Origin of the sequence: Coprococcus sp. RTP21204st1_G4_RTP21204_210225 (assembly GCF_040915385.1) — a bacterium.
Taxonomy (GTDB): domain Bacteria; phylum Bacillota; class Clostridia; order Lachnospirales; family Lachnospiraceae; genus Allocoprococcus; species Allocoprococcus comes.
Map to the genome: position 1 here is coordinate 18819 of NZ_JBCPDP010000022.1, position 23962 is coordinate 42780.

The following is a 23962-nucleotide window of genomic DNA, read 5'->3' on the forward strand; positions in this document are numbered from 1 at the left end:
TTAAAGGAGAACGAGAATGATTTTTTGTGTGGAGGATGAAGCGAACATCCGGGAATTAGTAGTATATACACTTGAGACTACGGGATTTGAGGCCCGTGGATTTGAAGAAGGCACATCATTCTTTGAAGCTCTGGCAGAGGAACTGCCAGAGCTGATTTTGCTTGATATCATGCTCCCTGGAGAAGATGGAATGGAGATCCTGAAGAAGCTGAAGACTTCCGGGAGAACCAAAGATATTCCGGTCATCATGGTTACGGCAAAGGGTGCAGAATATGACAAGGTCATGGGACTGGATGCGGGAGCAGATGATTATGTGACCAAACCATTTGGAATGATGGAACTGGTATCCAGAATCCGTGCAGTACTCAGACGGACATCGAAAAAAGAAGAGGATGATACCTATGTGCTGGGTGAGATCCGCATGGACCGTAAAAAGCATGAAGTAACGGTAGCGGGAGAACCGGTAGCATTAACATTGAAAGAATATGAGCTGTTGAGAAAACTTATGGAGAATCAGAATATTGTTCTGACAAGAGATAAATTACTGGAAGAAATCTGGGGATATGATTTTGACGGTGAGACCAGAACGGTAGATGTCCATGTAAGAACCCTGCGCCAGAAGCTGGGACAGGCAGGAGAATATATTGAGACTGTCCGTGGAGTTGGATACCGTATAGGAGAGATCGATGCGAAATAGAATCCAGAAAAGTATGATTTTTGTGGTTACGATGTCACTACTGATCTCGTATATTCTGGTTACTCTGGTTATTTACCGGCAGGCGCTGGATATCCGGCGCAGTGAACTGGTTCAGGAGGCAGGATATATCCGGGCGGCAATAGAAATATCCGGAGAAGAATATTTTGGCACCATGGATAAGGTCAGTAAGCGCACCAGGGTAACATGGATCGATAAAGACGGAAAAGTACTTTATGATACCGGAAATGATCAGGAAACGCTGGCAAACCACAAATCAAGAAAAGAATTCAAAGAGGCATTGGCAAATGGCAGTGGGCAGGATATCCGTATGTCAGACAGCAAAGGACAGGAGATGTACTATTATGCGTTGAAGATGGATGATAGCTCTGTCCTGCGTGTGTCAAGAGGCATGGATACGGTCTGGAATACAGCATTTATGATCTTACCGTATATGATTGCGATCGGGGTCATGATGGCATGTGTTGCATGGTTTATGACAAGGCATCAGGTGAAAAGGCTGATTGCACCGATTAACAATCTGGATCTGGAAGAACCACTGGAAAATGATGTATATGAAGAGTTGCATCCGCTGCTTGAAAGAATTGACAGGCAGAATAAAGAAAAAGCAGCAATTGAACAGATGAGGAGAGAATTCTCTGCAAATGTTTCCCATGAGCTGAAGACTCCTCTGACCTCGATTTCGGGATATGCAGAAATTATGATGAACGGTCTTGTAAAATCGGAAGATATGCAGGGATTCAGTGAACGGATCTATAAAGAGGCAAGCAGGATGATCACCCTGGTCGGTGATATTATCAAGCTGTCAAAGCTGGATGAGGGCAGTGTGGAGCTTGAAAAAGAGAATGTGGATCTGTATCAGATGACAAGGGAGATTGTGAGCCGTCTGGCACTTCAGGCAGAAAAACGCAGAATACAGGTTGAAGTGGTAGGAGAACATGTGGAATGTTTTGGAATCCGTCAGATCCTGGATGAGATGATCTACAACATCTGTGAAAATGCGATCAAATACAATAAAGAAAATGGAAAAGTAAATATCTGGGTTGGAAATACACTGAATGGGAAAAAAGTCATTGTCCAGGATACCGGAATCGGAATCCCAAAAGAGCATCAGGATCGTATTTTTGAGCGTTTTTACCGGGTGGATAAGAGCCATTCCAGAGAGACCGGTGGAACAGGTCTGGGTCTTTCAATTGTAAAGCATGGAGCACTTTTGCATAACGCAGAAATCCATGTGGAAAGTGAAGAAGGAAAAGGTACAAAAATGGAGCTTATTTTTCATTGTTAAAAAACTGTTTACAATTGGGAAATTAAATGTATAATGTATAGAAAAAAGCTATGAAATATTATAGCTTTTTTCTATTTTATATCAAAAACAGAATCATGTATAATAAAGAGTAATATGACTAAAATTAAAAAATGGTTGAATTCGGTATGGAAGAGTGCCGGATACAATCTGTGTAGAGATTCACATGGAAAATGAGAGGCAACTATGGAAGAACAGAAGCAGAGTACGAGCAGCAATTATTTTAAAGGATTATCCAGAAGGGATTATATCCAGAAAGCACATGAGATCATTCAGCAAGAAGGGATTCAGGCAGTATCTATCCGCAGGATTGCTAAGGAGATGGGGTGCTCATCAGCAAGTCTGTACAGGTACTTTGATAATGTGTCTGAACTTTTATACTATGCAGAACTCAGAATTTTAACCGGTTACATAGACAGGCTGAATGAGGCTGAGAAATCCTGGAAGAATATGTGGCAGGTATATGTAGGTGTGTGGGATTGTTATGCAACGGAGGCATTTCATAATCCGGAAGCATATAATCTGTTATTTTTTGAGTATAACAATGTAAAACTCAAAGAAGCAATGCGGGAATATTATGAAATGTTTCCGGAAGATATTGTAAATGTTAACCGCTTTTTCTACAATATGCTTCAGACACCAAGCTTTCTGGCACGTGATTTTGAGATGTGCAAGCGGTGTATCAATGTTGGTGGTATTACATATGACAATGCAGTAAAATTAAACCGGATGGTGTGCATGCTCTTTGAAGGCTACTTCAAAGATGTATATGAAAACGGGATAGGGGAAGAGCAGATTCCGGAACGTGTAAAACTGATGGTAGATGATGTAGATACGATCGTTATGGCTCTTGCCAACAATCTGAAAGGCTATAAAGGATACCGTAAATAAGGAAAAAACGCCGGTTTTTGGTTATTTTTAAATACAATCCTTGTTAAAAATTTAATTAAATTGCAATCCCCAAAAAACGTGGTAAAGTATATGTGAAAGTATCGAACACACGAAATAAGGAGGCAATTTAATGGACAATATGAAAGGCTTCGGCATGATGATTCAAGAGCTGAAGAAAAATCCAAAAACGATCGTTTTTACAGAAGGAACAGATGAGAGAATTCTTGAGGCAGCTTCCCGTCTTTTAGCAGGAAGCTTCCTTACACCAATTCTTGTTGGAAATAAAGAAGCAGTATTAGAAGCAGCTGAAAAGTATGGATACAACATCCGTGGCGGAGAGATCATTGATCCGGATGATTATGAGAGATTTGACGAGATGGTAGAACTGTTCTGCGAACTTCGTAAGAGCAAAGGTGTTACACCGGAGCAGGCAGCAAAGACACTTAAGAAAAACAACTATTTTGGAACCATGCTGGTTAAGATGGGAGTTGCAGACGCACTTCTTGGAGGAGCTACTTACTCTACAGCAGATACCGTACGTCCGGCACTTCAGCTGATCAAGACCAAACCGGGATCAAGCTGTGTATCTTCCTGCTTCATTTTGGTTCGTCCGTCAGCTACAGGTGAGAACGAAGTTCTTGCTATGGGTGACTGCGCGATTAATCTCAAACCATCAGAGGATCAGCTTGCAGAAATCGCATGGGAAGTTGCAGAATGTGGTAAACACTTTGGTATCGATCCAAAGGTTGCATTCTTAAGCTACTCTACACTTGGATCTGGAAAGGGTGAAGATGTAGATAAGATGCGTAATGCAGCAGCAAAAGCAAAAGAACTGTATCCTTCACTTCCGATCGAAGGAGAGCTTCAGTTTGATGCAGCTGTATCTCCGCGTGTTGCAAGAACAAAATGCCCGAACAGTGAAGTAGCAGGTCAGGCAAATACATTTATCTTCCCGGATATCAACGCAGGTAACATCGGATATAAGATCGCACAGAGACTTGGTAACTTTGATGCATACGGACCGATCCTTCTTGGTCTTAATGCACCGATCAACGACCTGTCCCGTGGATGCAATGCAGAAGAAGTTTATTCTATGGCAATCATTACAGCAGCACTCGTAGAAGACTAAGAGTATTGACAAATATTCAGACGAAAATTATAATATAACAAACAAGGGCGTTTTCAAAATGGATTGAGAACGCCCTTTTTGTGGATGCGATGAGCCAAGTGCAGATTTGTGCTTGCACAACGGATCTGCATTTGGCGAATGTACATCACCTGATGTTGGAAAAGGTAAAAAATCCTCTTGCAAGCAAGCTTGCATCGGCTTTCTGACCTTTTGACCCTGGTATCATCATTTTATTTATGAGTAGTAAAAACGGGAGGATTTGTATGAATATGAAAAATTATACGAGAGAAGATATCCTGAATCTTGTCGAGGAAGAAGACGTGGGATTTATCAGGCTGCAGTTCACCGATATTTTCGGAACAATGAAGAATGTAGCGATTACAGTAAGCCAGCTTAAGAGAGCACTGGATAATAAATGTATGTTTGATGGATCTTCGATAGAAGGATTTGCCAGAATCGAAGAATCGGATATGTATCTGCACCCGGATCTGAATACATTTGAAATTTTCCCGTGGCGACCGCAGCAGGGAAAGGTTGCAAGATTTATCTGCGATATTTACAGACCGGATGGAACAGCTTACGAAAGCGATCCGAGACATGTTCTTAAGAAGGTACTTTCCGAGACAAAAGAGATGGGATATGACTTTAACGTAGGACCGGAATGCGAATTTTTCCTGTTTGAGACGGATGATGCGGGAAATCCGACGACGATTTCCAATGAACGTGCAGGATATTTTGATCTGGGACCTTTGGACCAGGGAGAGAATGCAAGACGTGATATTGTTCTTACAATGGAAGATATGGGGTACGGTGTGGAGGCATCTCATCACGAGATGGCACCGGCACAGCATGAGATCGATCTGGAATATACAGAGGCGATGGATGCAGCAGACAATATCATGACATTTAAGCTTGTTACCAAAACAATCGCAAAAAGACACGGGCTTCATGCTACATTTATGCCAAAGCCAAAGGATGGTATCCATGGCTCAGGAATGCATCTGAATATGTCTCTGTCAAGAGATGGAAAGAATGTTTTTGCAGATGAAAAAGATCCGAATGGTCTGAGCAAGGAGGCTTACTATTTTATCGGCGGACTTATGAAGCATATCAAAGCGATCAGCTTTATCACAAATCCGATCGTGAATTCCTATAAGAGACTGGTTCCCGGATATGAGGCACCGGTATATATTGCCTGGTCAGCGAATAACCGGACTCCTCTGATCCGTATTCCACGGGTATCAGGGGAAAGCACAAGAGTCGAACTCAGAAGTCCGGACGGGGCAGCAAATCCATATCTGGCACTTGCCGTATGTCTGGCTGCCGGAATGGAAGGAATTAAAAACAAGATCCTGCCGCCGGAGAGTGTAGATGAGAATATTTACGAAATGACAGATGTGGTGAAAAATGCACTTGGAATTGAGGAGCTTCCGGCAAGCTTAAGAGAAGCAATCACAGAATTCCAGAAAGATCAGTTTATGCAGGAAGTACTGGGAGAAGAACTGTCACAGAAGCTGATCGAGTCAAAGCGTGCAGAATACAGAGCATACCGCACTCAGGTTACAGAATGGGAAATTAATGAGTACTTACAGAAATTCTAAAGAAACTTTCCAATTCTAAAGGCAGGAGGCTGGTATTATGAGCAGTATTATTGTTGTATTTCCAAAAAAGGAGATTGCAACCAATATTCGCAATATACTGGTACGAAATGGATTTGACGTGATTGGTGTGGGGGTAACCGGAGCACAGGCGGTTCAATTGGCAGATAATCTGGATGATGGAATTGTAGTTTGTGGTTATAAAATGACAGATATGTTATATAATGAATTGAGAGATTATCTGCCGAGTACGATTGAGATGCTTTTGATCGCATCGCCGGAGAAATGCAGTGACAGGACGCCGGGAGTGATCAGCCTGTCGATGCCATTTAAGGTATTTGATCTGATGAACACGATCGAGATGATGGCACAATCGATTGGCAGGCGGAGAAAGAAAAGAAGAGCAGAGCTTAAGAACCGGAATCCGGAGCAGCAGGCACTTGTAAAAGAGGCAAAGAGTCTTCTGATGGAACGTAATAATATGACGGAGGAAGAAGCGCATCGCTATCTGCAGAAATGTAGTATGGAGAGCGGTGTCAATATGGTGGAGACAGCTCAGATGGTACTTAGTATTATGGCGGAATAAAGGAGATTAAAGAGGCAGGATATATGATCTTTACAAAAATGCATGGTCTTGGAAATGATTATGTGTGTATAAACTGCTTCAGAGAAAGGGTGGAAGATCCACCTGGATTTGCAAGAACACTTTGTGACAGGCATTACGGGATCGGAGCGGATGGTCTGATTCTGATATGTCCGTCAAAGGTGTCTGATTTTAAAATGGAGATATACAATTCGGATGGATCTGTTGCCGGGATGTGCGGCAATGGCATCCGATGCCTTGGAAAATATGTATATGATTACAGACTTACCGGAAAGGAAACTCTCAGTATCGAGACGAAATCCGGAATTCGTAACATGCACCTTCATATTCAGGATGGGAAAGCCTGCGGTGCTATGGTAGATATGGGTGTTCCAAGACTGAACGCACACAGCATTCCAATCCTGAGTGAAAAGGATCTGGTGATCAATGATCCGATTGAGGTACAGGAGAAGAACTACCGCATGACCGGGATTTCGATGGGAAATCCGCATGCGGTAATCTTTTTAGAAGAGATAAACGGGATTTCTCTGGAAGAGACAGGAAGGGAGTTAGAATTTCATCCGAGATTTCCGGAGAGGGCAAATATCGAGTTCTGTCATGTGACTGCGAGGAACCGGATGGAGATCCGTGTGTGGGAGCGGGGGGTTGGTGAAACGCTTGCCTGCGGAACCGGAGCATGTGCAGCAGTTGTGGCTTCTGTGCTGAATGACTTGACAGATGAGGAAGTAATCGTTAAATTATTAGGTGGAGAGTTATCTGTCAGATGGGACCGTAAGGTGAATCATGTATTTTTGGAGGGGCCTGCGGTTAAAGTATTTGATGGTGTACTATAAAGATCAAATCACAAAGGAGACGACATATGTACAGTGTAAATGAAAACTACTTAAAGTTACCGGGAAGCTATCTGTTTTCCAATATTGCCAAAAAAGTTGCAGCGTTTTCAGCAGCGAATCCGGATGCACCGATCATCCGTTTGGGAATCGGTGATGTAACACAGCCGCTTGCACCTGCGATCATCGAAGCGCTTCACAGTGCAGTTGATGAGATGGCACACGCAGAGACATTCCACGGATATGCACCGGATCTTGGATATGAATTCTTAAGAAGCGCGATCGCAAAGAATGATTTCCAGGCAAGAGGATGTGATATTGCTGCAGATGAGATCTTTATCTCAGACGGAGCAAAGAGTGATTCTGGAAATATCCAGGAGATCTTTGGACCTGACTGCAGAATCGCAGTAGGAGACCCGGTATATCCTGTATATGTGGATACAAACGTAATGGCAGGACGTACCGGAACTTACGATCCAAAGACAGAAACATGGAGCAATGTAATCTACATGCCTTGTACAGCAGAAAATGGATTTGTACCGGAACTGCCAAAAGAAGTACCGGATATGATCTATTTATGCTTCCCGAACAATCCGACCGGAGCGGCTATCACAAAAGATGAACTCCAGAAATGGGTAGATTATGCAAATAAAAACGGGGCAGTGATCATTTATGATGCTGCATATGAAGCATATATCACAGAGGAAGATGTACCACACAGTATTTTTGAATGTGAAGGAGCAAGAACCTGTGCAATCGAACTTAGAAGTTTTTCTAAGAATGCCGGATTTACAGGAGTACGTCTTGGCGCAACGATCATTCCGAAAGACCTTAAGTGTGGAGATGTGATGCTTCATTCGCTGTGGGCAAGACGTCACGGAACAAAATACAATGGAGCACCTTATATTGTACAGAAAGCCGGAGCTGCTGTTTATACAGAGGCCGGAAAAGCACAGATCAAAGAGCAGATCGCATACTATCAGAAGAATGCAAGAACGATTTATGAAGGTCTGAAGAATGCCGGATACACGGTATCCGGAGCAGTGAACTCACCATATGTATGGTTAAAGACGCCGGATAACATGACTTCATGGGAATTCTTTGATTTCCTTCTTGAAAAAGCAAATGTAGTTGGAACTCCGGGATCAGGATTTGGACCGAGCGGGGAAGGATACTTCCGTCTGACAGCATTTGGAAGTTACGAGAATACGTTGGAAGCGATCAGGAGAATTGAGAATATTTAATTGAAAATTTGACTGCAGGGACGGGCGTCGGATCACGGTGTGGATTTGGCAGTGGACTCTGGCGTGAACAGCCTGTAACATGAAAAGAAAGAGAAAAGTGTGATACCAGACTCATTCGACGGAAAATCTGATGATTTTCCATCTCAGGAGTTTTCGGAGTTTCGTACTTGGGGTACGAAATCCGATCACACTTTTCTCTTTTTTTCATTAACAGGCTGTAACACGCCGCCATATACCGCCAAATCCACACCGTGATCCGACGCCCTTGGCGCTGCAGACAATTTAAAATGATACCTGGCTTTAAGCTTTATTCAACCGTTATGTGTGTCTATACCAAAACAAAATCACTCATAACATATAAGCCAGAATAAAAGTAAACACAATAAGAATTAATTTCAATTCTGAACAAACAATCCTTCCATCCACAGCGAGGCGCATCTATGATGTGCCAATGCGGAAGCTTTGAATAACGTAAGGGCTGAGCGGGGACGAGGTGACGGTTTCACGCCATTCGTAAGAGCCGTGCAGTCTGTTAATTTAATCGGGACGGAAATTGTGACCAGATTTCGTACTACAAGTACGGAATCTGAGGACTGCCTGAGCCGGAAAATCATCAGATTTTCCAGCGAATCAGTCCGGTGTCGCAACTTCCGTCCCGATTAAATTTTACAGAATGCAGGCGATGAAGACCGGCGTGAAACCGTCACCTCGTCCCCACTTCGCCCGTAACCTTATTCCAAACTTCCCCTAACCGGTATGAGACTCCGCTCCAATACCCCTTTCAGGTGAGCAATAGCGGTTCCGTAGTTCGTGATCGGTACGCCCTGATCTTCGGCGCATTTGAGGCGATACTGCATTTCGCGTTCGTTCAGGGTGCAGCCACCACAGTGAATAATGAGTTTATAAGGTGAAAGATCTACCGGGAATTCGGTCCCGCTTGTAAATTCAAAGTGCAGGTCTTTATTTCCGGTATGCTGGCGGATCCAGCGAGGAAGCTTCACTGTTCCAATGTCATCACATTGCCTGTGGTGGGTGCAGCCTTCACAGACGAGGATTTTGTCACCATCTTCCAACTTGTCCAGCATCTGTGCGCCTTCGACCTGAAGCTTCAGATTTCCTTTGTATCTGGAAAGCAGGATGGAAAAAGAGGTCAGTGGAATATCTTCCGGTGTATCGGCAGACACTTTGGCAAATGCCTGGCTGTCGGTGATGACAAGGCGTGGCTTTTTGCCAAGAGACGAAAGTGTTTCCTTCAATTCTGTGTCACGGGTTACAATAGAGATTGCACCAGCCTCCAGTACATCGCGGATGGTCTGCTGCTGCGGGAGGATCAGACGTCCTTTTGGGGCGGCAGAGTCGATCGGGACGACCAGAACGACAAAATCATTTGGATTTAAAAGATCGCGGACGAGATATTTATCCTGATCTTCTTCCGGAGCCTGGCTTGCGATCAGTTCTTTTAATTCATGAACATGGTATCCGGTTACTGTGCTGACTTCGATACTGTTGGAAGCATCTATATGAAAAGAAGCATCCGGCATAGAATCCAGGTTCGGACAGACTGCGCCATTTTCAGCAGAAGAGCAGAGGTCAGATTTATTTTTTACCACAACGTAAGGGATCTTCTTATCCTGTATTTTCTTTAAGATGGATAAATCTTCTGGTGTCATGCCAAGAGAGGCATCGATTACCAGAACAGCGATATCTGTTTTGTTTAAAATCTGGTAGGCTTTTTTGACACGCAGTTCACCGAGTTCTCCGATGTCGTCAAGCCCCGGGGTGTCAATGATCACGACAGGTCCGAGGGGGAGAAGTTCCATTGCCTTTGGAACCGGATCGGTAGTTGTTCCGAGAACATCAGATACAATGGCAAGATTCTGTCCGGTGATAGCGTTGATGATGCTGGATTTTCCGGCATTTCTGCGACCGAAGATACCGATATGTACACGATCTGCAGAAGGGGTGCTGTTAAGACTCATAGTTTTTGTAATCTCCTTTTTTGTATTCTTTTTGCGCAGGAATTCCTTTGCAGTCAGTTTGAATCTGGAAATAGTGTATCACATATACTATAGAAAATCAATTTTGTGAAAATTTACTTAAAAGAAACATATAAAACTGGCAATTTTAGATAAAAGTTTCATTGACTAAAGTGTGAAAGTGCGGTAAAATAATCACAAGTTCATAAAGAACCGAACAGACAAGGATGTCGCATCAGATGCGGCATCCTTTTTGTATTTCAGAAAAGAAAGTAATCAGAAGTGCAAAGTAATTTCTCAAACAATCCCGGGAACGAGAGAGTGTCTGCGGACGGAAAGACGCTGATCGGATATGATGTTGATCTGTTAAATGATCTGCAGGAGCTTCTGGGATTCGAAATCGATGGTGGCCTCCAGGCAATGGATTATTCGGCACTTACTACTTCACTTGCTGAAAATAAACTGGACATCGGAGCAGCAGCACTTTGTGCAACAGATGAAAGAAAAGAAGTTATGGACTTCAGTGATATCTATTGTGATTCCGGTCAGGTCGTTATGGTAAATAAAAATGACGATAAAGGAATTAAGAGTGTTGATGATCTGAAGGATAAAAAAATAGCCGTTGAAAAGGGAACCGCATCTCATACTTATGCAAGCAAGAACCTTACAAGTGCAACGCTTGAAGTACATGACACGATCACAACTGCATATGAATCTTTGGAGCAGGGAAAAGTAGATGCTGTTATTCAGGATGGACCTGGAGCATATTTCTATATTAAGACAACACCGGACAGCAACCTGGAGGTAGTCGGGGATGAGTTTAATCAGGGCCAGGCACCGTATTGCGTAGCAATTTCTAAAGAATGCAAATATTATGATGAAATCAATGCAGCTGTAAAGGTACTGATTGATAATGGCACAACAGATGAACTCTATGCGAAATGGTGTGAATAATCAAAGAACAGACAGCAACTAAAAAGAAGATAGGATGAGATAGTATATGGATATGACTTTTTTGAATGTTTTACTTCCAATGATGTTTGAGGGATTAAAACTTACGATTTTAATTGCTGTTGTCGGTATCACAATTGGCTTCCTGATCGGAAGCCTCTGTGGATACCTGCTTCAGTCGAAATATAAAATAGGGAAAGCAATTGCAGAAGTTTACATTTGGATCATTCGTGCGACACCACTTATGGTGCAGGCTTTATACGGATATTTTGTAATTCCGAAGCTTTTGGGTGTCGATATTGGAAGCACTGCAGTGGGAATTGGCGTTATCGCACTGAATTCCGGTGCATTTATTTCAGAAATTGTAAAAGGTGCGTTGATGAGCATTGATCCGGGACAGAAAGAAGCAGGTGCATCACTTGGACTTACAAGTGCACAGACGATGATCCATCTGGTTATCCCACCGGCATTTAAAGCGGCACTTCCGGCATTATTTAACCAGTTTATCATTTCTGTTAAGGATACCGCACTTTTATCTGCGATTGCGGTTAATGAGATCACGCATCAGGCACAGGCGTATGCAGCGTTGAGCTTTAAAGCAATTCCTACATACACAGCACTGGCAGCGTTTTATCTGGTGATACTTTCGGTACTGATAATTGTCCAGAAACAGATAGAAAGGAAAATGAGGTGATTGGTATGATTAAAGTAAATCATTTGTCGAAGAAATTTGGGAACCTGGAGGTATTAAAGGATATCAATCTTGATATCAATGAAGGTGAAGTGGTCTGTATCATCGGACCTTCCGGATCGGGAAAGAGTACTTTCTTAAGATGCATCAATCAGCTTGAAAGACCGACAGGCGGAACCGTACAGTATGAGGGAAAGAATCTTCTCGATAAGAATTGTGACATCCGCAAATTCCGTGAGGAAGTCGGAATGGCTTTCCAGAAATTCAATCTGTTTCCGCTTAAGACTGTTGTTCAGAATGTTATGATGGCACCAATCCTTACCAAACACATGAATAAGGAAGAAGCGCATGCAAAAGCACTGGAACTTCTGGATAAGGTAGGATTAAAGGATAAAGCGGATGTATATCCGAGTACACTTTCAGGTGGACAGCAGCAGAGAGTTGCCATTGCAAGAGCACTGGCAATGGAACCGAAAGCGTTGTTGTTTGATGAGCCGACATCGGCGCTGGACCCGGAACTGGTAGGAGATGTACTTGATGTTATGAAATCTCTTGCGAAAGAAGGAATGACGATGATCGTTGTAACACATGAAATGGGCTTTGCACGTGATGTGGCAGACCGGGTCATCTTTATGGCAGACGGATATGTTGTTGAAGAAGGCAGACCGGATGCAATTTTTACAGCACCAAGAGAAAGAAGGACGCAGTCATTCTTATCCCGTGTTCTTCCGGCAACTGCATAAATAAGACGTTTTGTAAAAATTATTGATATACTACTCATAAAGGGGCAGGTGAGAGCCTGCCCCAGTGTAAAAAAGATCAAGAAAATGAGTAAAATACTTCCATTGACTTTCCTATATCCGATTGTTAAAATAAGAAGAAAGCTAAAGAAGGGACCTTCGCCATACGGCGGAGGTGTTTTTGGCTTATAGAAAAATATAATTTCTATATTATGATGTAAGTGTCAAAAGTATCAATTGCGTTTGTGCTCGCACAAATAAGCAATTGATACTTATTGACACTCACATCATATTATTAAAAAGCTGGAGATGGTGTGTACGGAGGCACCACTGTAAAAGGAGTGTAGAAAAGATGGAAAAGAAGAGGAGTAATTTTACCGGCTCGATCGGATTCGTGCTGGCGGCTGCGGGAAGTGCAGTCGGGCTGGGGAACATCTGGAGATTCCCGTATCTGGCAGCAAAAGGTGGAGGCGGAGTGTTTATTCTGTGCTATGTGGTACTGGCACTTACCTTTGGGTTTACGTTGCTGACAACAGAGATCGCGATCGGACGTAAGACGGGACAGAGTCCGCTTACTGCATATGAACAGATGCATAAAGGATGGGGAGGAATCGGTGTGCTTGCATGTGCAGTACCGGTTATCATTCTTCCGTATTATTGCTCGATTGGTGGATGGGTACTCAAATATTTGTCGGCATTTCTCACGGGTCATGGGGCGCAGGCAGCAGAAGACGGATATTTTACAGGCTATATTACACAGGTCGGACAGCCGATCATATGGATGCTGATCTATGTGCTTATTACGGCAACGGTTGTTTATAAAGGAGTAAATAAAGGAATTGAAAAATACAGTAAGATTCTGATGCCGATCCTGTTTGTACTGATTGCGGGAATTTCTGTATTTTCCATTACCCTGAAACATACAAATGCAGATGGAGTGACAAGAACCGGTATGCAGGGACTGGCGATTTACCTGATCCCGAATTTTAGAGGGATGACGGTTAAAAGTTTCCTTTCGGTTGTGATGGATGCATTGGGACAGCTTTTCTTCTCAATCAGCGTGGCGATGGGAATTATGGTTACTTACGGATCCTATGCGAAGAAAGAGACCAATCTGATGAAGTCGATCAACCAGATTGAGTTTTTTGATACGCTTGTAGCGCTTCTGGCAGGACTTATGATCATTCCGGCTGTTTATACTTTTATGGGAACCGAAGGAATGTCTGCAGGACCGGGACTGATGTTTGTATCTCTGCCAAAAGTATTTAAAGCAATGGGGGCAGCAGGAGTATTGGTAGGAATTGTATTCTTTCTGATGGTATCTTTTGCAGCGGTTACTTCTTCTGTATCTGTTATGGAGGCAATCGTATCAAGCATGATGGATAAATTCCATGTATCCAGAAAAAAAGGAACGATCCTGACTACTTTATATGGAATGATCGTTGGTGTGATCGTATGTCTTGGATACAACAAGCTTTATTTCGAACTGAAACTTCCGAACGGCACGGTAGCGCAGATTCTGGACGTGATGGATTATATCAGCAATAACTGTCTGATGCCGATGGTGGCACTGCTTACCTGTATTCTGATCGGATGGGTTGTAAAACCAAAAGTGATCATCGATGAAGTGACACTTGGCGGATACAGGTTTGGCAGAGAAAAGCTTTATGTTGCAATGATCAAGGTAATTGCACCGTTGATGCTTCTGATTCTTTTAGTGCAGTCCGTAGGATTATAAAAAGAAAATTTCAGAAAAGGCTTGACATTTAGTGAAAAATAAATTATTGTAAGTTACAGATTTTGGTGTGTAACTGTACGGCAGGCATTAACCATACATAGATATTATTTTGATATTTGTGTGGGTTAGTGCCTTTTTTGCGTCAAAAATTTGGATAAAAGGCTTCCACGAAAGAAAATAATATCATTGGCATAAGCCAGGTAATTAAAATTTCTTGAGGAAAAGGAGTACATGCAATGAAAGACAAAATTTTTGGCGTATTGCAGCGAGTAGGAAGATCCTTCATGCTTCCAATCGCAATTCTTCCGGTAGCGGGTCTGCTGCTGGGATTCGGTAGCTCGTTTACCAATGCTACCACAATCCAGACTTATGGTCTGGAGAAAATTTTAGGAGACGGAACCATCCTGAATTCGTTACTCATTATCATGAACAAAGTAGGAAGTGCTGTATTTGACAACCTGCCACTGATTTTCGCGGTTGGGGTTGCAATCGGTATGGCAAAGAAAGAAAAAGAAGTAGCGGCACTTTCTGCATTGATCGCATTCTTTGTTATGAATGTTGCAATCAATGCAATGCTTGTGATCACAGGAGAGATTACCGCAGATGGAACGATCGCTTCGAATGTACTGGAAGGAACCATCACTTCTGTTTGCGGAATCCAGTCCTTACAGATGGGTGTGTTTGGTGGTATTATTGTAGGACTTGGTGTTGCTGCTCTGCATAACCGTTTTCACAAAATCGTTCTTCCAAATGCGTTATCATTCTTCGGAGGGTCCAGATTTGTTCCGATCATTTCTACACTGGTGTACATGTTTGTTGGGATTGGAATGTATTTTGCCTGGCCGGTTGTACAGAATGGAATTTATGCACTTGGCGGACTGGTAACCGGAAGCGGATATCTGGGAACCCTGATTTTTGGTATTATTAAGAGAGCTTTGATTCCGTTCGGACTTCATCACGTATTTTACATGCCATTCTGGCAGACAGCAGTCGGTGGAACAATGGAAGTTGCGGGACAGATGGTACAGGGAGGACAGAACATCTTCTTTGCACAGCTTGCTGATTCTGCAAATATCGCACATTTCAGCGCAGATGCGACCAGATATTTCTCAGGTGAATTTATCTTTATGATCTTCGGACTTCCGGGAGCGGCACTTGCGATGTACCGCTGTGCAAAACCGGAAAAGAAAAAACAGGCAGGAGGACTTCTACTTTCTGCAACACTTGCCTGCATGATGACGGGTATTACAGAGCCACTGGAATTCTCATTTCTTTTTGTTGCACCGGCACTTTTTGCTGTACAGGTAGTGCTTGCAGGTTCTGCTTACATGATCGCGCATATCCTGAATATAGCAGTAGGACTTACCTTCTCTGGTGGTTTTCTGGATCTGTTCCTTTTCGGTATCCTGCAGGGAAATGCAAAGACAAGCTGGCTTCGGATCATTCCGGTTGGAATTATTTATTTCTTCCTGTATTACTTTATCTTCAGTTTCCTGATCAAAAAGTTTAACTTCAAGACACCGGGACGTGAAGATGATGATACAGAGACAAAATTATATACAAAGGCAGATGTAAATGCCAGAAAAGAAGCAGGAAAAGAAACAGCAGGGAATACAGGGACCGCAGATCCGGTAAGTGAGGCAATCACACAGGGGCTTGGCGGAAAGAAAAACATCAGTGATGTGGATTGTTGTGCAACAAGACTTCGTATCACAGTTCATGACGCAGCCCGCGTAAATGATGAGATCATCAAGACAACAGGTTCCAGAGGAATCGTGAAAAAGGGACAGGGTGTCCAGATCATTTATGGTCCGCAGGTAACTGTGATTAAGTCTAAACTGGAAGATTATCTGGAAACAGCTCCGGATGAATATTATGAGAGCGCTGCTGTGTCAGAAGAGAATTCAGCTGAAGAAAATACAGATACTGTAAATGAAAATAATGAAACCCAGGAAAAAGTGGTAAATACAATTGTTGTATCCAGTCCGATCACCGGTATGGCAGGCGATATTACAACCTGTCCGGATGAAGGATTTGCAGGAAAAATGATGGGTGACGGAGCTGTTGTTACACCGGAAGATGCTGTGATCTGCGCACCGGAAGATGGAGAAGTGCTTTTCGTATTTGAAACAAAGCATGCACTTGGGTTCCAGACAGAAAGCGGACTTGGCATGCTGCTTCACATCGGTATTGATACCGTATCTCTGAACGGTGAAGGATTTGAAGTATTTGTAGAAAATGGTCAGAAAGTGAAGAAGGGGGATCCGCTTATGAAGATCGATATTCCATTCCTGACTTCGCATGCACCGTCTCTTTGTTCACCGGTACTTTGTACAGAACTGGAAGAGAATCAGAGAGTACGTCTCCTTGCGACGGGAGAAGTTAAAGCCGGCGATCCACTATTTGCCGTAGATACAGTAGAATAGAACAGCGAAAGCTGTTTTAATAATGGCGGCGTTTTGGCAAGCAAAACGCTGTCAAAAAAGTAAACTAAAAATGAAAGAAAAAGACGAGGAGAATTTATCATGAAAGAATTTAAGTATGTAGTAACAGATGCACAGGGAATCCACGCAAGACCGGCAGGAATTCTGGTAAAAGCAATTGCGAAAAAAACTTCAGATATTAAGATCAAAAAAGCAGGAGATACACGTGAAGTTAATGCAAAGAGCATTATGGCAGTTATGAGTCTTGGCGTAAAAAAAGGAAATGAGGTTATCATCACAGCTGAAGGCGAAGACGAAGAAGACGCAATCGCCGAAATCCAGAAAGTATTAGAGGAGAATCTGTAGGATTATGATTACACTAAGTGGTAAAAGTGTTTTTGGTGGCGTAGCCATCGGGAAGATTGCTTTCTATAAAAGACAGGAAAAGCAGGTAAGACGGTATCATGTAGAGGATACCGAAGCAGAGGCGGCACGTTTTGAGGATGCCCAGGAGACTGCGATCGCACAGCTCGGTGAGTTGTATGACAAGGCAATGGAAGATGTAGGAGAAGCCAATGCGGCAATTTTTGAAGTACATCAGATGATGCTGATGGATCTGGATTATGTGGATTCGATTAAGAATATTATTGCCACCCAGGAAGTCAACGCAGAGTATGCTGTTGCGACGACAGGAGATAACTTCTCCCGGATGTTTGCATCTATGGATGATGCTTACATGCAGGGACGTGCGGCCGATGTAAAAGATGTATCGGACCGACTTCTCGGTATCCTTTCGGATGCCGGGGAAAGCGGTGTTGTGGCAGATGAACCGGTGATCGTGGCAGCAGATGATCTGGTACCGAGTGAGACTGTTCAGCTCGACAAGTCCAAAGTGCTTGCATTTGCAACCATGTACGGATCAGCAAATTCCCATACGGCAATCCTTGCAAGGACCATGAACATCCCGGCCGTTATTGGTCTGGGAGAAGGGCTTGCAAAAGAATATGACGGACATATGGCAGCCATCGACGGCTTTACCGGGACCATCTACATTGATCCGGATGAAGAGACCATGAAGGCTATGACCGAAAAGCGCGAAGAAGACCGCAGACAGAAAACGCTTCTGGAAGAACTGAAGGGCAAAGAGAATGTCACCCTTTCCGGACAGAAGATCAATGTCTATGCGAATATCGGTAATCTTTCCGATGTGGGCGCCGTACTTAAAAATGATGCAGGAGGGATCGGACTTTTCCGAAGTGAGTTCCTGTATCTGGAAAGCGAAGATTTCCCGACCGAAGAACAGCAGTTCCAGGTATACAAACAGGTTGCAGAAAATATGGCAGGCAAAAAGGTCATTATCCGTACCCTGGATATCGGGGCAGACAAGCAGGTGGATTACTTTGGACTTGACAAAGAAGAGAACCCGGCACTGGGATACCGGGCAATCCGTATCTGCCTGACAAGACCGGAGATCTTCAAGACCCAGCTTCGTGCCCTGTACCGGGCATCTGCTTATGGACAGATCGCCATTATGTTCCCGATGATCATTTCGGTAAAAGAAGTGAAGCAGATCAAGGTGATCATCGAGGAGGTCAAAGAAGAGCTTCGTGAGGCACAGATCCCGTTCCGTGAGGATGTGGAACTGGGAATCATGATTGAGACACCGGCTGCCGTTATGATGAGCCGTGAGCTTGCAAAAGAAGTGGATTTCTTCAGTGTAGGGACCAATGATCTGACCCAGTACACGCTTGCAATCGACCGTCAGAACCAGAAGCTGGATGCCTTCTACGATCCGCACCACCCGGCAGTCCTTGCAATGATCCGCATGGCAGCCGAAAATGCCCACGCAGAAGGCAAATGGATCGGAATCTGCGGCGAACTCGGAGCTGACCTCGAACTGACCGAAGAATTCTTAAGCATGGGATTAGACGAATTATCTGTATCCCCTGCAATGGTACTTCCGCTCAGAAAGAAGATCCGGGAAACCAAATAAAATCTATTCACAGATTTTGTGATAATCACATCAAAAACATCAAACAAACTTACGGGGCTAAGCACGATTCATCGTGCAACAGCCCCGTTCTGCTTTTATTTGTTTTTTGCGGAAGCTATTTCACACCCGTCAGAAAACAGCCAAATTTGCGTTCCCTTTTTCTCAACCTTTTTTTGACTTTCCCCTCATTCTCTGCTAGGATAAAATCAGAACTTAAAACTCGTCTTCGGGAGAATCAGATATGTACAGAGTAAGCAAAATTTTGAATAATAATGGCGTGATCGCAATCAATACAGAGGATAACCAGGAATACGTTCTTCTCGGTAAAGGAATTGGCTTTGGAAAGAAGGTCAGTCAGTGTTTTGAAGTGACAGAAGATACAGCAACTTACCGCCTGACCGAACAGACAGACAGAGGATCTGCCAAATCTCTGGTGCAGGAGATGGATCCGGAATTTCTGGAAATTGCAGATGAGGTGATCCGGGAAGCGGAAAAAGTTTTTGGGAAAGTAGACCGCCGGATCATGATCCCGCTGGCAGATCATATCTCCTTTGCTGTTTCGCGAATCCGGAATCAGGAGCAGATCAGCAATCCACTGACAGATGATATCAGAGTACTTTTTCATAATGAATTTCAAGCAGCATCCGTGCTCAGAGATATTTTGCAGAAGAGAATGCAGATCACGATCGATGAGCATGAAATCGGATACGTGGCACTTCACATTCATTCAGCAATCGAGGATGAAAAAGTGTCTGTGGCAATGCAGACGGCCCGTGCAGTGAGAGAATGTATTGAGATGATCGAAAAAGAAACAGGAAAAAAGATCGATGTGATCTCGCTTTCCTATAATCGTCTGATGAACCATATCAAATATATGGTAGCACGTGCTATGACGGGGGAGGATCTTCGTATCAATATGAATGAATATATAGAATCCAAATTTCCGGAAGCGTATATGACTGCAAAAAAAGTCTGCGATATGCTCGGAAAGAGTATTGGAAAAGAACTTGATGAGATGGAAATCGGGTATCTGGCAATGCATATCGAACGAATCTACAGTGAAGAAATAAAGGCATAACAGAGGAACCGGCTTTTGCCAAAAGATTGACACTACGGAGAAACAAATGGTATAATCGGACCAAAGTTTGAACATTAGTCTAAGGAGAAAGGTTGGTACGGTAATGGCTACAAAAGAACAGATGGAAAAGGTGAAGGATATTGTTGTGAAACTCCGTTATCTGGAGTGTATGGATAATATCATTTACTATGACAGATGGAATAACTGCCCGAAGGACGGATTTGATTATGAAGGGAAAGTCGGAGCATATCTGACAGAGCTTTCTAATGAGAAACTGACGAGCAAAGAGACAAAAGAACTGGTAGAGTCACTGGAAGGAGAGACAGCTTTTGATTCAGATACAGACAAAGGTATGGTACGTTATCTGATCGGAAAGTATAAAGAAGCAGTACAGATTCCGGCAAGCCTGCAGGGAGAATTGAATCAGGCAAATGCAGATGGACAGCTGGCATGGGGAAAATGCTATGAGGCAGATGATTTTGAAAGCTTTAAGCCGGTACTGAAAAAACAGTTTGATTTACAGGAGAAGATAGCAACAGCGATCAATCCGGATGAAAAACCATATCAGGTTCTGGTGAACCGGTTTGATAAGGATTATCGTCTGGAAGAGATTGATGCAATTTTGGCAAAAATCAAAGATGCTGTCTGCGAAATTTTAAATGCGGTAAGAGAAGAACAGAGTAAGATTGATGATTCCATTCTGGAATGTGAAGCAGATCATGATACAGTACTTCGTATTGTGAAGAAAGCGCAGGAGATCTTGGGACTTGATAAAGATAAGAGTACTTTATTTGAGATCCATCATCCGGTATGTGTCTGCACCGGACCTCGTGATTCCAGACCATCCACAAACTGTGATGAGCTGATCCATGCGATTCTGGCAGTGGTTCATGAGACTGGACACGGACTCTATAATTATAATGCGAACGATGAGGTTGCAGAAAGCGGACTCTGGGGCGGAATTGAAGGTGCAATGCATGAATCCCAGTCCAGATTCTACGAGAATCATGTAGGAAGAACCAGAGAATTCTGGGAGAACTTGTACCCATATCTGCAGAAGGAAGTGCCAAAATACAAAGAGATTTCTCTGGATACATTCCTTGCGGCACTCAATAAAGTAAAACCGGGACTGATCCGTCTGAAAGCGGATGAGCTTACCAATACCCTGCATATCATCATCCGTTACGAAATTGAAAAAGAATATTTCGATGGAAAACTGACAGTGGATACAATTGAAGAAGCATGGAACAGAAAATATCAGGAATATCTGGGATTTACTCCAAAGAATCATCAGGAAGGAATCCTGCAGGATGTGCACTGGGCTTCAGGATGTGTAGGATATTTTCAGGGATATGCACTTGGAGATGCTTACGCAGCACAGTTTGCTCATAAGCTTCTTGCTGATTGCCCGGATGCATTTGAAAAGCTGGGAAAAGGAGATTCATCTGTAATTGGAAACTGGTTAAAAGAACATATTCACCAGTACGGACAGACCTATTCTGCGCGCGAGATGCTCAAAAAAGCAACAGGAGAAGAGCTGAATACCGGTTATTATATTGAATATCTGAAAGAAAAATATTTACACTAAGCGCAGAGGGCAGGAGGATTGACCAATGAATAAAGAATTTTACGCAGGAAATCGTAAGAGCCTGTATCAGAAACTTGAAGCGGGATCTTTGGTGGTTGTATTCAGCGGACATGCACCGATCAAGACCAATGATGAGAATTATCCTTTTTTTACAAATCGTAACTTTTTGTATCTGACAGGAATTGAGCAGGAAAATATTGTACTGATGGCTTATGTCGGAGAGGGAACAATTGAAGAAACTCTGTATCTTCTTCCACCGGATGCATTTGCAGAACGCTGGACCGGAAGACGTATAAAAGAAGAGGAAGCAGAAGAACTTTCCGGAATTACGAATTACAAATATGTGGCAGCATTCCGGAATGATCTTTCCAGACAATTATTTTCTGGCAATGTTAAGAAAGTTTATCTTGATTTTGACAAGGTTTATGAAAATACGCCGGCAGTAGAAGCATACCGCCTTGGCAAGTATCTGAAAGAACATGCTCCGTTTGTTGGACTTGGCAACCTTCATCCGATCATGAAACAGCTTCGCCTGATCAAGAAGCCATGTGAGATTGAGGCAATGAAGAAAGCGGAAACGATCACAAAGGCCGGAATCGAAGCAATGATGAAAACATCTAAACCGGGAATGTACGAATACCAGTATAAAGCAGAATTTGATTATGCACTGGCTCAGAGGGGAGTGCTTTCACCAGGATTTCCGTCTATCATTTCATCAGGAAAGAACAACTTTAAAATTCATTACTATGATTATCGCGGACAGGCCCAGGATGGAGATATGATCCTGAATGACGTTGGTGCTGTATGGGATTATGAGATCAACGATGTATCCAGGGCATTTCCGTGCAATGGAAGATTTAATGACCGTCAGAAATTGCTTTATGAGTGCATTTACAATACTTCAGAATATATGTTTAGTACACTGAAACCGGGTGTACCGCTTCTGGATGTGGATAAGATCATCCGTAAATATACATTTGAACAGTTAAAAGAAGCAGGAGTATGCAAAAATTTTGAAGATATTGGGACTTACATGTGGCACGGTGGAGCACATCATGTTGGATTTGATGTACATGACGTGGTAGAAGGAAGCGGACTTGCTGTACCGGGTGTTGTATTCTGTGTAGATATCGGTGTTTACCATGAAGAATGGGGCATTGGATTCCGTCTGGAAGATAATTGCCTGATCACAGAAGACGGATGTGAAAATCTGTCAAGAGCAATTCCGAGACAGATCGATGAGATTGAAGCATTTATGGGACGCAGATAAATAGAAAACAGGGAAAGGGGGAGCTGTATAGAAAATTACGGTTCCCTTTTCCTGAAATATGGAGAGCCAGGATATGGAAAATAGAAAATCACGGAAAAGTACATTTCTTTATGTAATACTATTAACTTTATGTGTACCACTTGCATATGTATATCTTATTCTTGTTACGGGACTGCTGGATAAAATACAGGAGGGGCATATCGGATTAACGTTGATGATTGTGTTTCTTCCACTGTTTTTTTATTGGGGACTTGTGGCAGTTGTGGGAATCATAAATATTGGACAGTCATTTAAGATATACAAAACGGGAAATCCGATTGAATGCGTGAACCGCATGCTGATCCATAAATATGGGCTGGTTGTCTTTTTCTGTGTAAATTTTCTGGTTCTGTTCATTTATTATTTTTTCATAAGTATGGCAGTGCTGGTAGGAAGCCGGGGAGCCGCGATAATCTTTGCTCCGGTATTGCTGCCGTGGCTGATTGTAGCAGTCGTTTTTTCGGTTGGTGCAACATGGCTTGCTATTTTACCGGGAAGCTTTTATGGGATCCAGGTGATCCGTATGACCTATAAAAGTGGGAAAATAGGGTTTGCCGAAGCAGTTGTACATACGGTATTCCAGTTTTTCTTTCTGTTTGATGTGTTGGATGCAATGTATCTTGCAACGGAAAAATGGGGAAGAGGGAAAAAGAGTTCTGCAATTATTGGGTGTGTGTATCTGTTTGCAGTTTTTGCAACCATATATCTGATAATTAAAATGAAATCAATGTTTTAAAATACAAGCAGTTGTATCAGAGTGTTGGTACGGCTGCTTTTTGTAAATGTGAAATGAAAAAGGAAATGGAAAGGCAAATGGAAGGGGATGTTCAGCCGCGCCATTCGCAAAAGCATGTTGAATTGATGTCAGAATATTCTGAATTGCGCAAAATATAAAAACAACATTGACAATTCCGGAAAGCCGTGGTAAGATAACATTCGTTCGCTGGTCGAGACAGAGACTAAGGAGTGGCATGCAGAGGCAGAGCGGATGAAAAATAAAAAGTTTTGCATAAAAATTCGAGCATGAGTATGGGAATATTCAGACGAAAACTTTGAAAAAAGTAAATTGCAAAAAGAAATCAAAAAGCTGTTGACAAGCCTTGATGAATATGCTATTCTAAATAAGCTGTCGCGTGAGGGATTGCTTCACAACAGCAA

General features: G+C 42.9%; 20 protein-coding genes. 19 read left to right on the forward strand and 1 reads right to left on the reverse strand.

The annotated features are described in order from the left end of the window. Positions 1–16: 16 nt before the first annotated feature. The 8 genes from AB5213_RS14940 (at position 17) to AB5213_RS14975 (ending at position 8317) form a co-directional block, all read left to right on the forward strand. Positions 17–697, forward strand: coding sequence for a winged helix-turn-helix domain-containing protein (locus AB5213_RS14940; protein ID WP_008368508.1), 681 nt, complete (start codon positions 17–19; stop codon positions 695–697). Beyond that, positions 687–2003: an ATP-binding protein gene (locus tag AB5213_RS14945; protein WP_055158203.1), complete on the forward strand. Its 1317-nt coding sequence runs from the start codon at positions 687–689 to the stop codon at positions 2001–2003. Before AB5213_RS14940 ends, AB5213_RS14945 begins: the two co-directional genes overlap by 11 nt. A 204-nt stretch (positions 2004–2207) precedes the next feature. Next, on the forward strand, positions 2208–2912 hold the full coding sequence (locus AB5213_RS14950; protein ID WP_055158205.1) for a TetR/AcrR family transcriptional regulator: 705 nt from the start codon (positions 2208–2210) through the stop codon (positions 2910–2912). A gap of 139 nt (positions 2913–3051) precedes the next feature. After that, positions 3052–4041 carry a phosphate acetyltransferase gene (gene pta / locus AB5213_RS14955; RefSeq protein WP_055158222.1) on the forward strand — a complete coding sequence of 330 codons (990 nt, stop codon included), beginning with the start codon at positions 3052–3054 and terminating at the stop codon, positions 4039–4041. Between the two features lie 269 nt (positions 4042–4310). Further along, positions 4311–5642, forward strand: a complete 1332-nt coding sequence (gene glnA / locus AB5213_RS14960; RefSeq protein WP_055262089.1) for a type I glutamate--ammonia ligase — start codon at positions 4311–4313, stop codon at positions 5640–5642. Between the two features lie 37 nt (positions 5643–5679). Beyond that, the gene (locus AB5213_RS14965) at positions 5680–6225 is read left to right on the forward strand and encodes an ANTAR domain-containing response regulator (protein ID WP_008368502.1); all 546 of its coding nucleotides are present in this window, start codon (positions 5680–5682) and stop codon (positions 6223–6225) included. Positions 6226–6248: 23 nt separating this feature from the next. Beyond that, complete coding sequence (gene dapF, locus AB5213_RS14970; protein WP_055249346.1) at positions 6249–7076, forward strand: diaminopimelate epimerase; 828 nt, start codon at positions 6249–6251, stop codon at positions 7074–7076. 26 nt (positions 7077–7102) lie between these two features. Further along, positions 7103–8317 (forward strand): LL-diaminopimelate aminotransferase, encoded by a 1215-nt coding sequence (locus tag AB5213_RS14975; protein ID WP_349096604.1) that lies wholly within the window; start codon positions 7103–7105, stop codon positions 8315–8317. 731 nt (positions 8318–9048) lie between these two features. Here the strand turns inward: AB5213_RS14975 and hydF are convergent. Continuing rightward, on the reverse strand, positions 9049–10296 hold the full coding sequence (hydF, locus tag AB5213_RS14980) for a [FeFe] hydrogenase H-cluster maturation GTPase HydF (protein ID WP_055249342.1): 1248 nt from the start codon (positions 10294–10296) through the stop codon (positions 9049–9051). 279 nt (positions 10297–10575) lie between these two features. On the opposite strand from hydF, the gene AB5213_RS14985 reads away from it, so the two are divergent. From AB5213_RS14985 to AB5213_RS15035, 11 genes are all read left to right on the forward strand, one after another. Beyond that, positions 10576–11247, forward strand: coding sequence for a transporter substrate-binding domain-containing protein (locus AB5213_RS14985; protein ID WP_368276879.1), 672 nt, complete (start codon positions 10576–10578; stop codon positions 11245–11247). Between the two features lie 46 nt (positions 11248–11293). Further along, on the forward strand, positions 11294–11938 hold the full coding sequence (locus tag AB5213_RS14990; protein ID WP_008368496.1) for an amino acid ABC transporter permease: 645 nt from the start codon (positions 11294–11296) through the stop codon (positions 11936–11938). Positions 11939–11943: 5 nt separating this feature from the next. Next, positions 11944–12678, forward strand: coding sequence for an amino acid ABC transporter ATP-binding protein (locus tag AB5213_RS14995; RefSeq protein WP_368276880.1), 735 nt, complete (start codon positions 11944–11946; stop codon positions 12676–12678). Between the two features lie 349 nt (positions 12679–13027). Beyond that, positions 13028–14413, forward strand: a complete 1386-nt coding sequence (locus AB5213_RS15000; protein WP_055249337.1) for a sodium-dependent transporter — start codon at positions 13028–13030, stop codon at positions 14411–14413. 236 nt (positions 14414–14649) lie between these two features. Beyond that, positions 14650–16839: a PTS transporter subunit IIABC gene (locus tag AB5213_RS15005; RefSeq protein ID WP_055158214.1), complete on the forward strand. Its 2190-nt coding sequence runs from the start codon at positions 14650–14652 to the stop codon at positions 16837–16839. A 99-nt stretch (positions 16840–16938) separates the two neighbouring features. After that, the gene (locus AB5213_RS15010; RefSeq protein ID WP_008368491.1) at positions 16939–17202 is read left to right on the forward strand and encodes an HPr family phosphocarrier protein; all 264 of its coding nucleotides are present in this window, start codon (positions 16939–16941) and stop codon (positions 17200–17202) included. Between the two features lie 4 nt (positions 17203–17206). Continuing rightward, positions 17207–18829: a phosphoenolpyruvate--protein phosphotransferase gene (ptsP, locus tag AB5213_RS15015; RefSeq protein WP_368276881.1), complete on the forward strand. Its 1623-nt coding sequence runs from the start codon at positions 17207–17209 to the stop codon at positions 18827–18829. A gap of 241 nt (positions 18830–19070) precedes the next feature. Next, positions 19071–19907, forward strand: a complete 837-nt coding sequence (locus AB5213_RS15020) for a PRD domain-containing protein (RefSeq protein WP_215634610.1) — start codon at positions 19071–19073, stop codon at positions 19905–19907. Positions 19908–20010: 103 nt separating this feature from the next. Beyond that, complete coding sequence (locus tag AB5213_RS15025) at positions 20011–21495, forward strand: carboxypeptidase M32 (protein WP_055158218.1); 1485 nt, start codon at positions 20011–20013, stop codon at positions 21493–21495. A 25-nt stretch (positions 21496–21520) separates the two neighbouring features. Beyond that, entirely contained in the window at positions 21521–22765 is a 1245-nt protein-coding gene (locus AB5213_RS15030; RefSeq protein ID WP_195369052.1) for an aminopeptidase P N-terminal domain-containing protein, read from the forward strand. A gap of 73 nt (positions 22766–22838) precedes the next feature. After that, on the forward strand, positions 22839–23540 hold the full coding sequence (locus AB5213_RS15035; RefSeq protein WP_173690802.1) for a hypothetical protein: 702 nt from the start codon (positions 22839–22841) through the stop codon (positions 23538–23540). Positions 23541–23962: the final 422 nt, after the last annotated feature.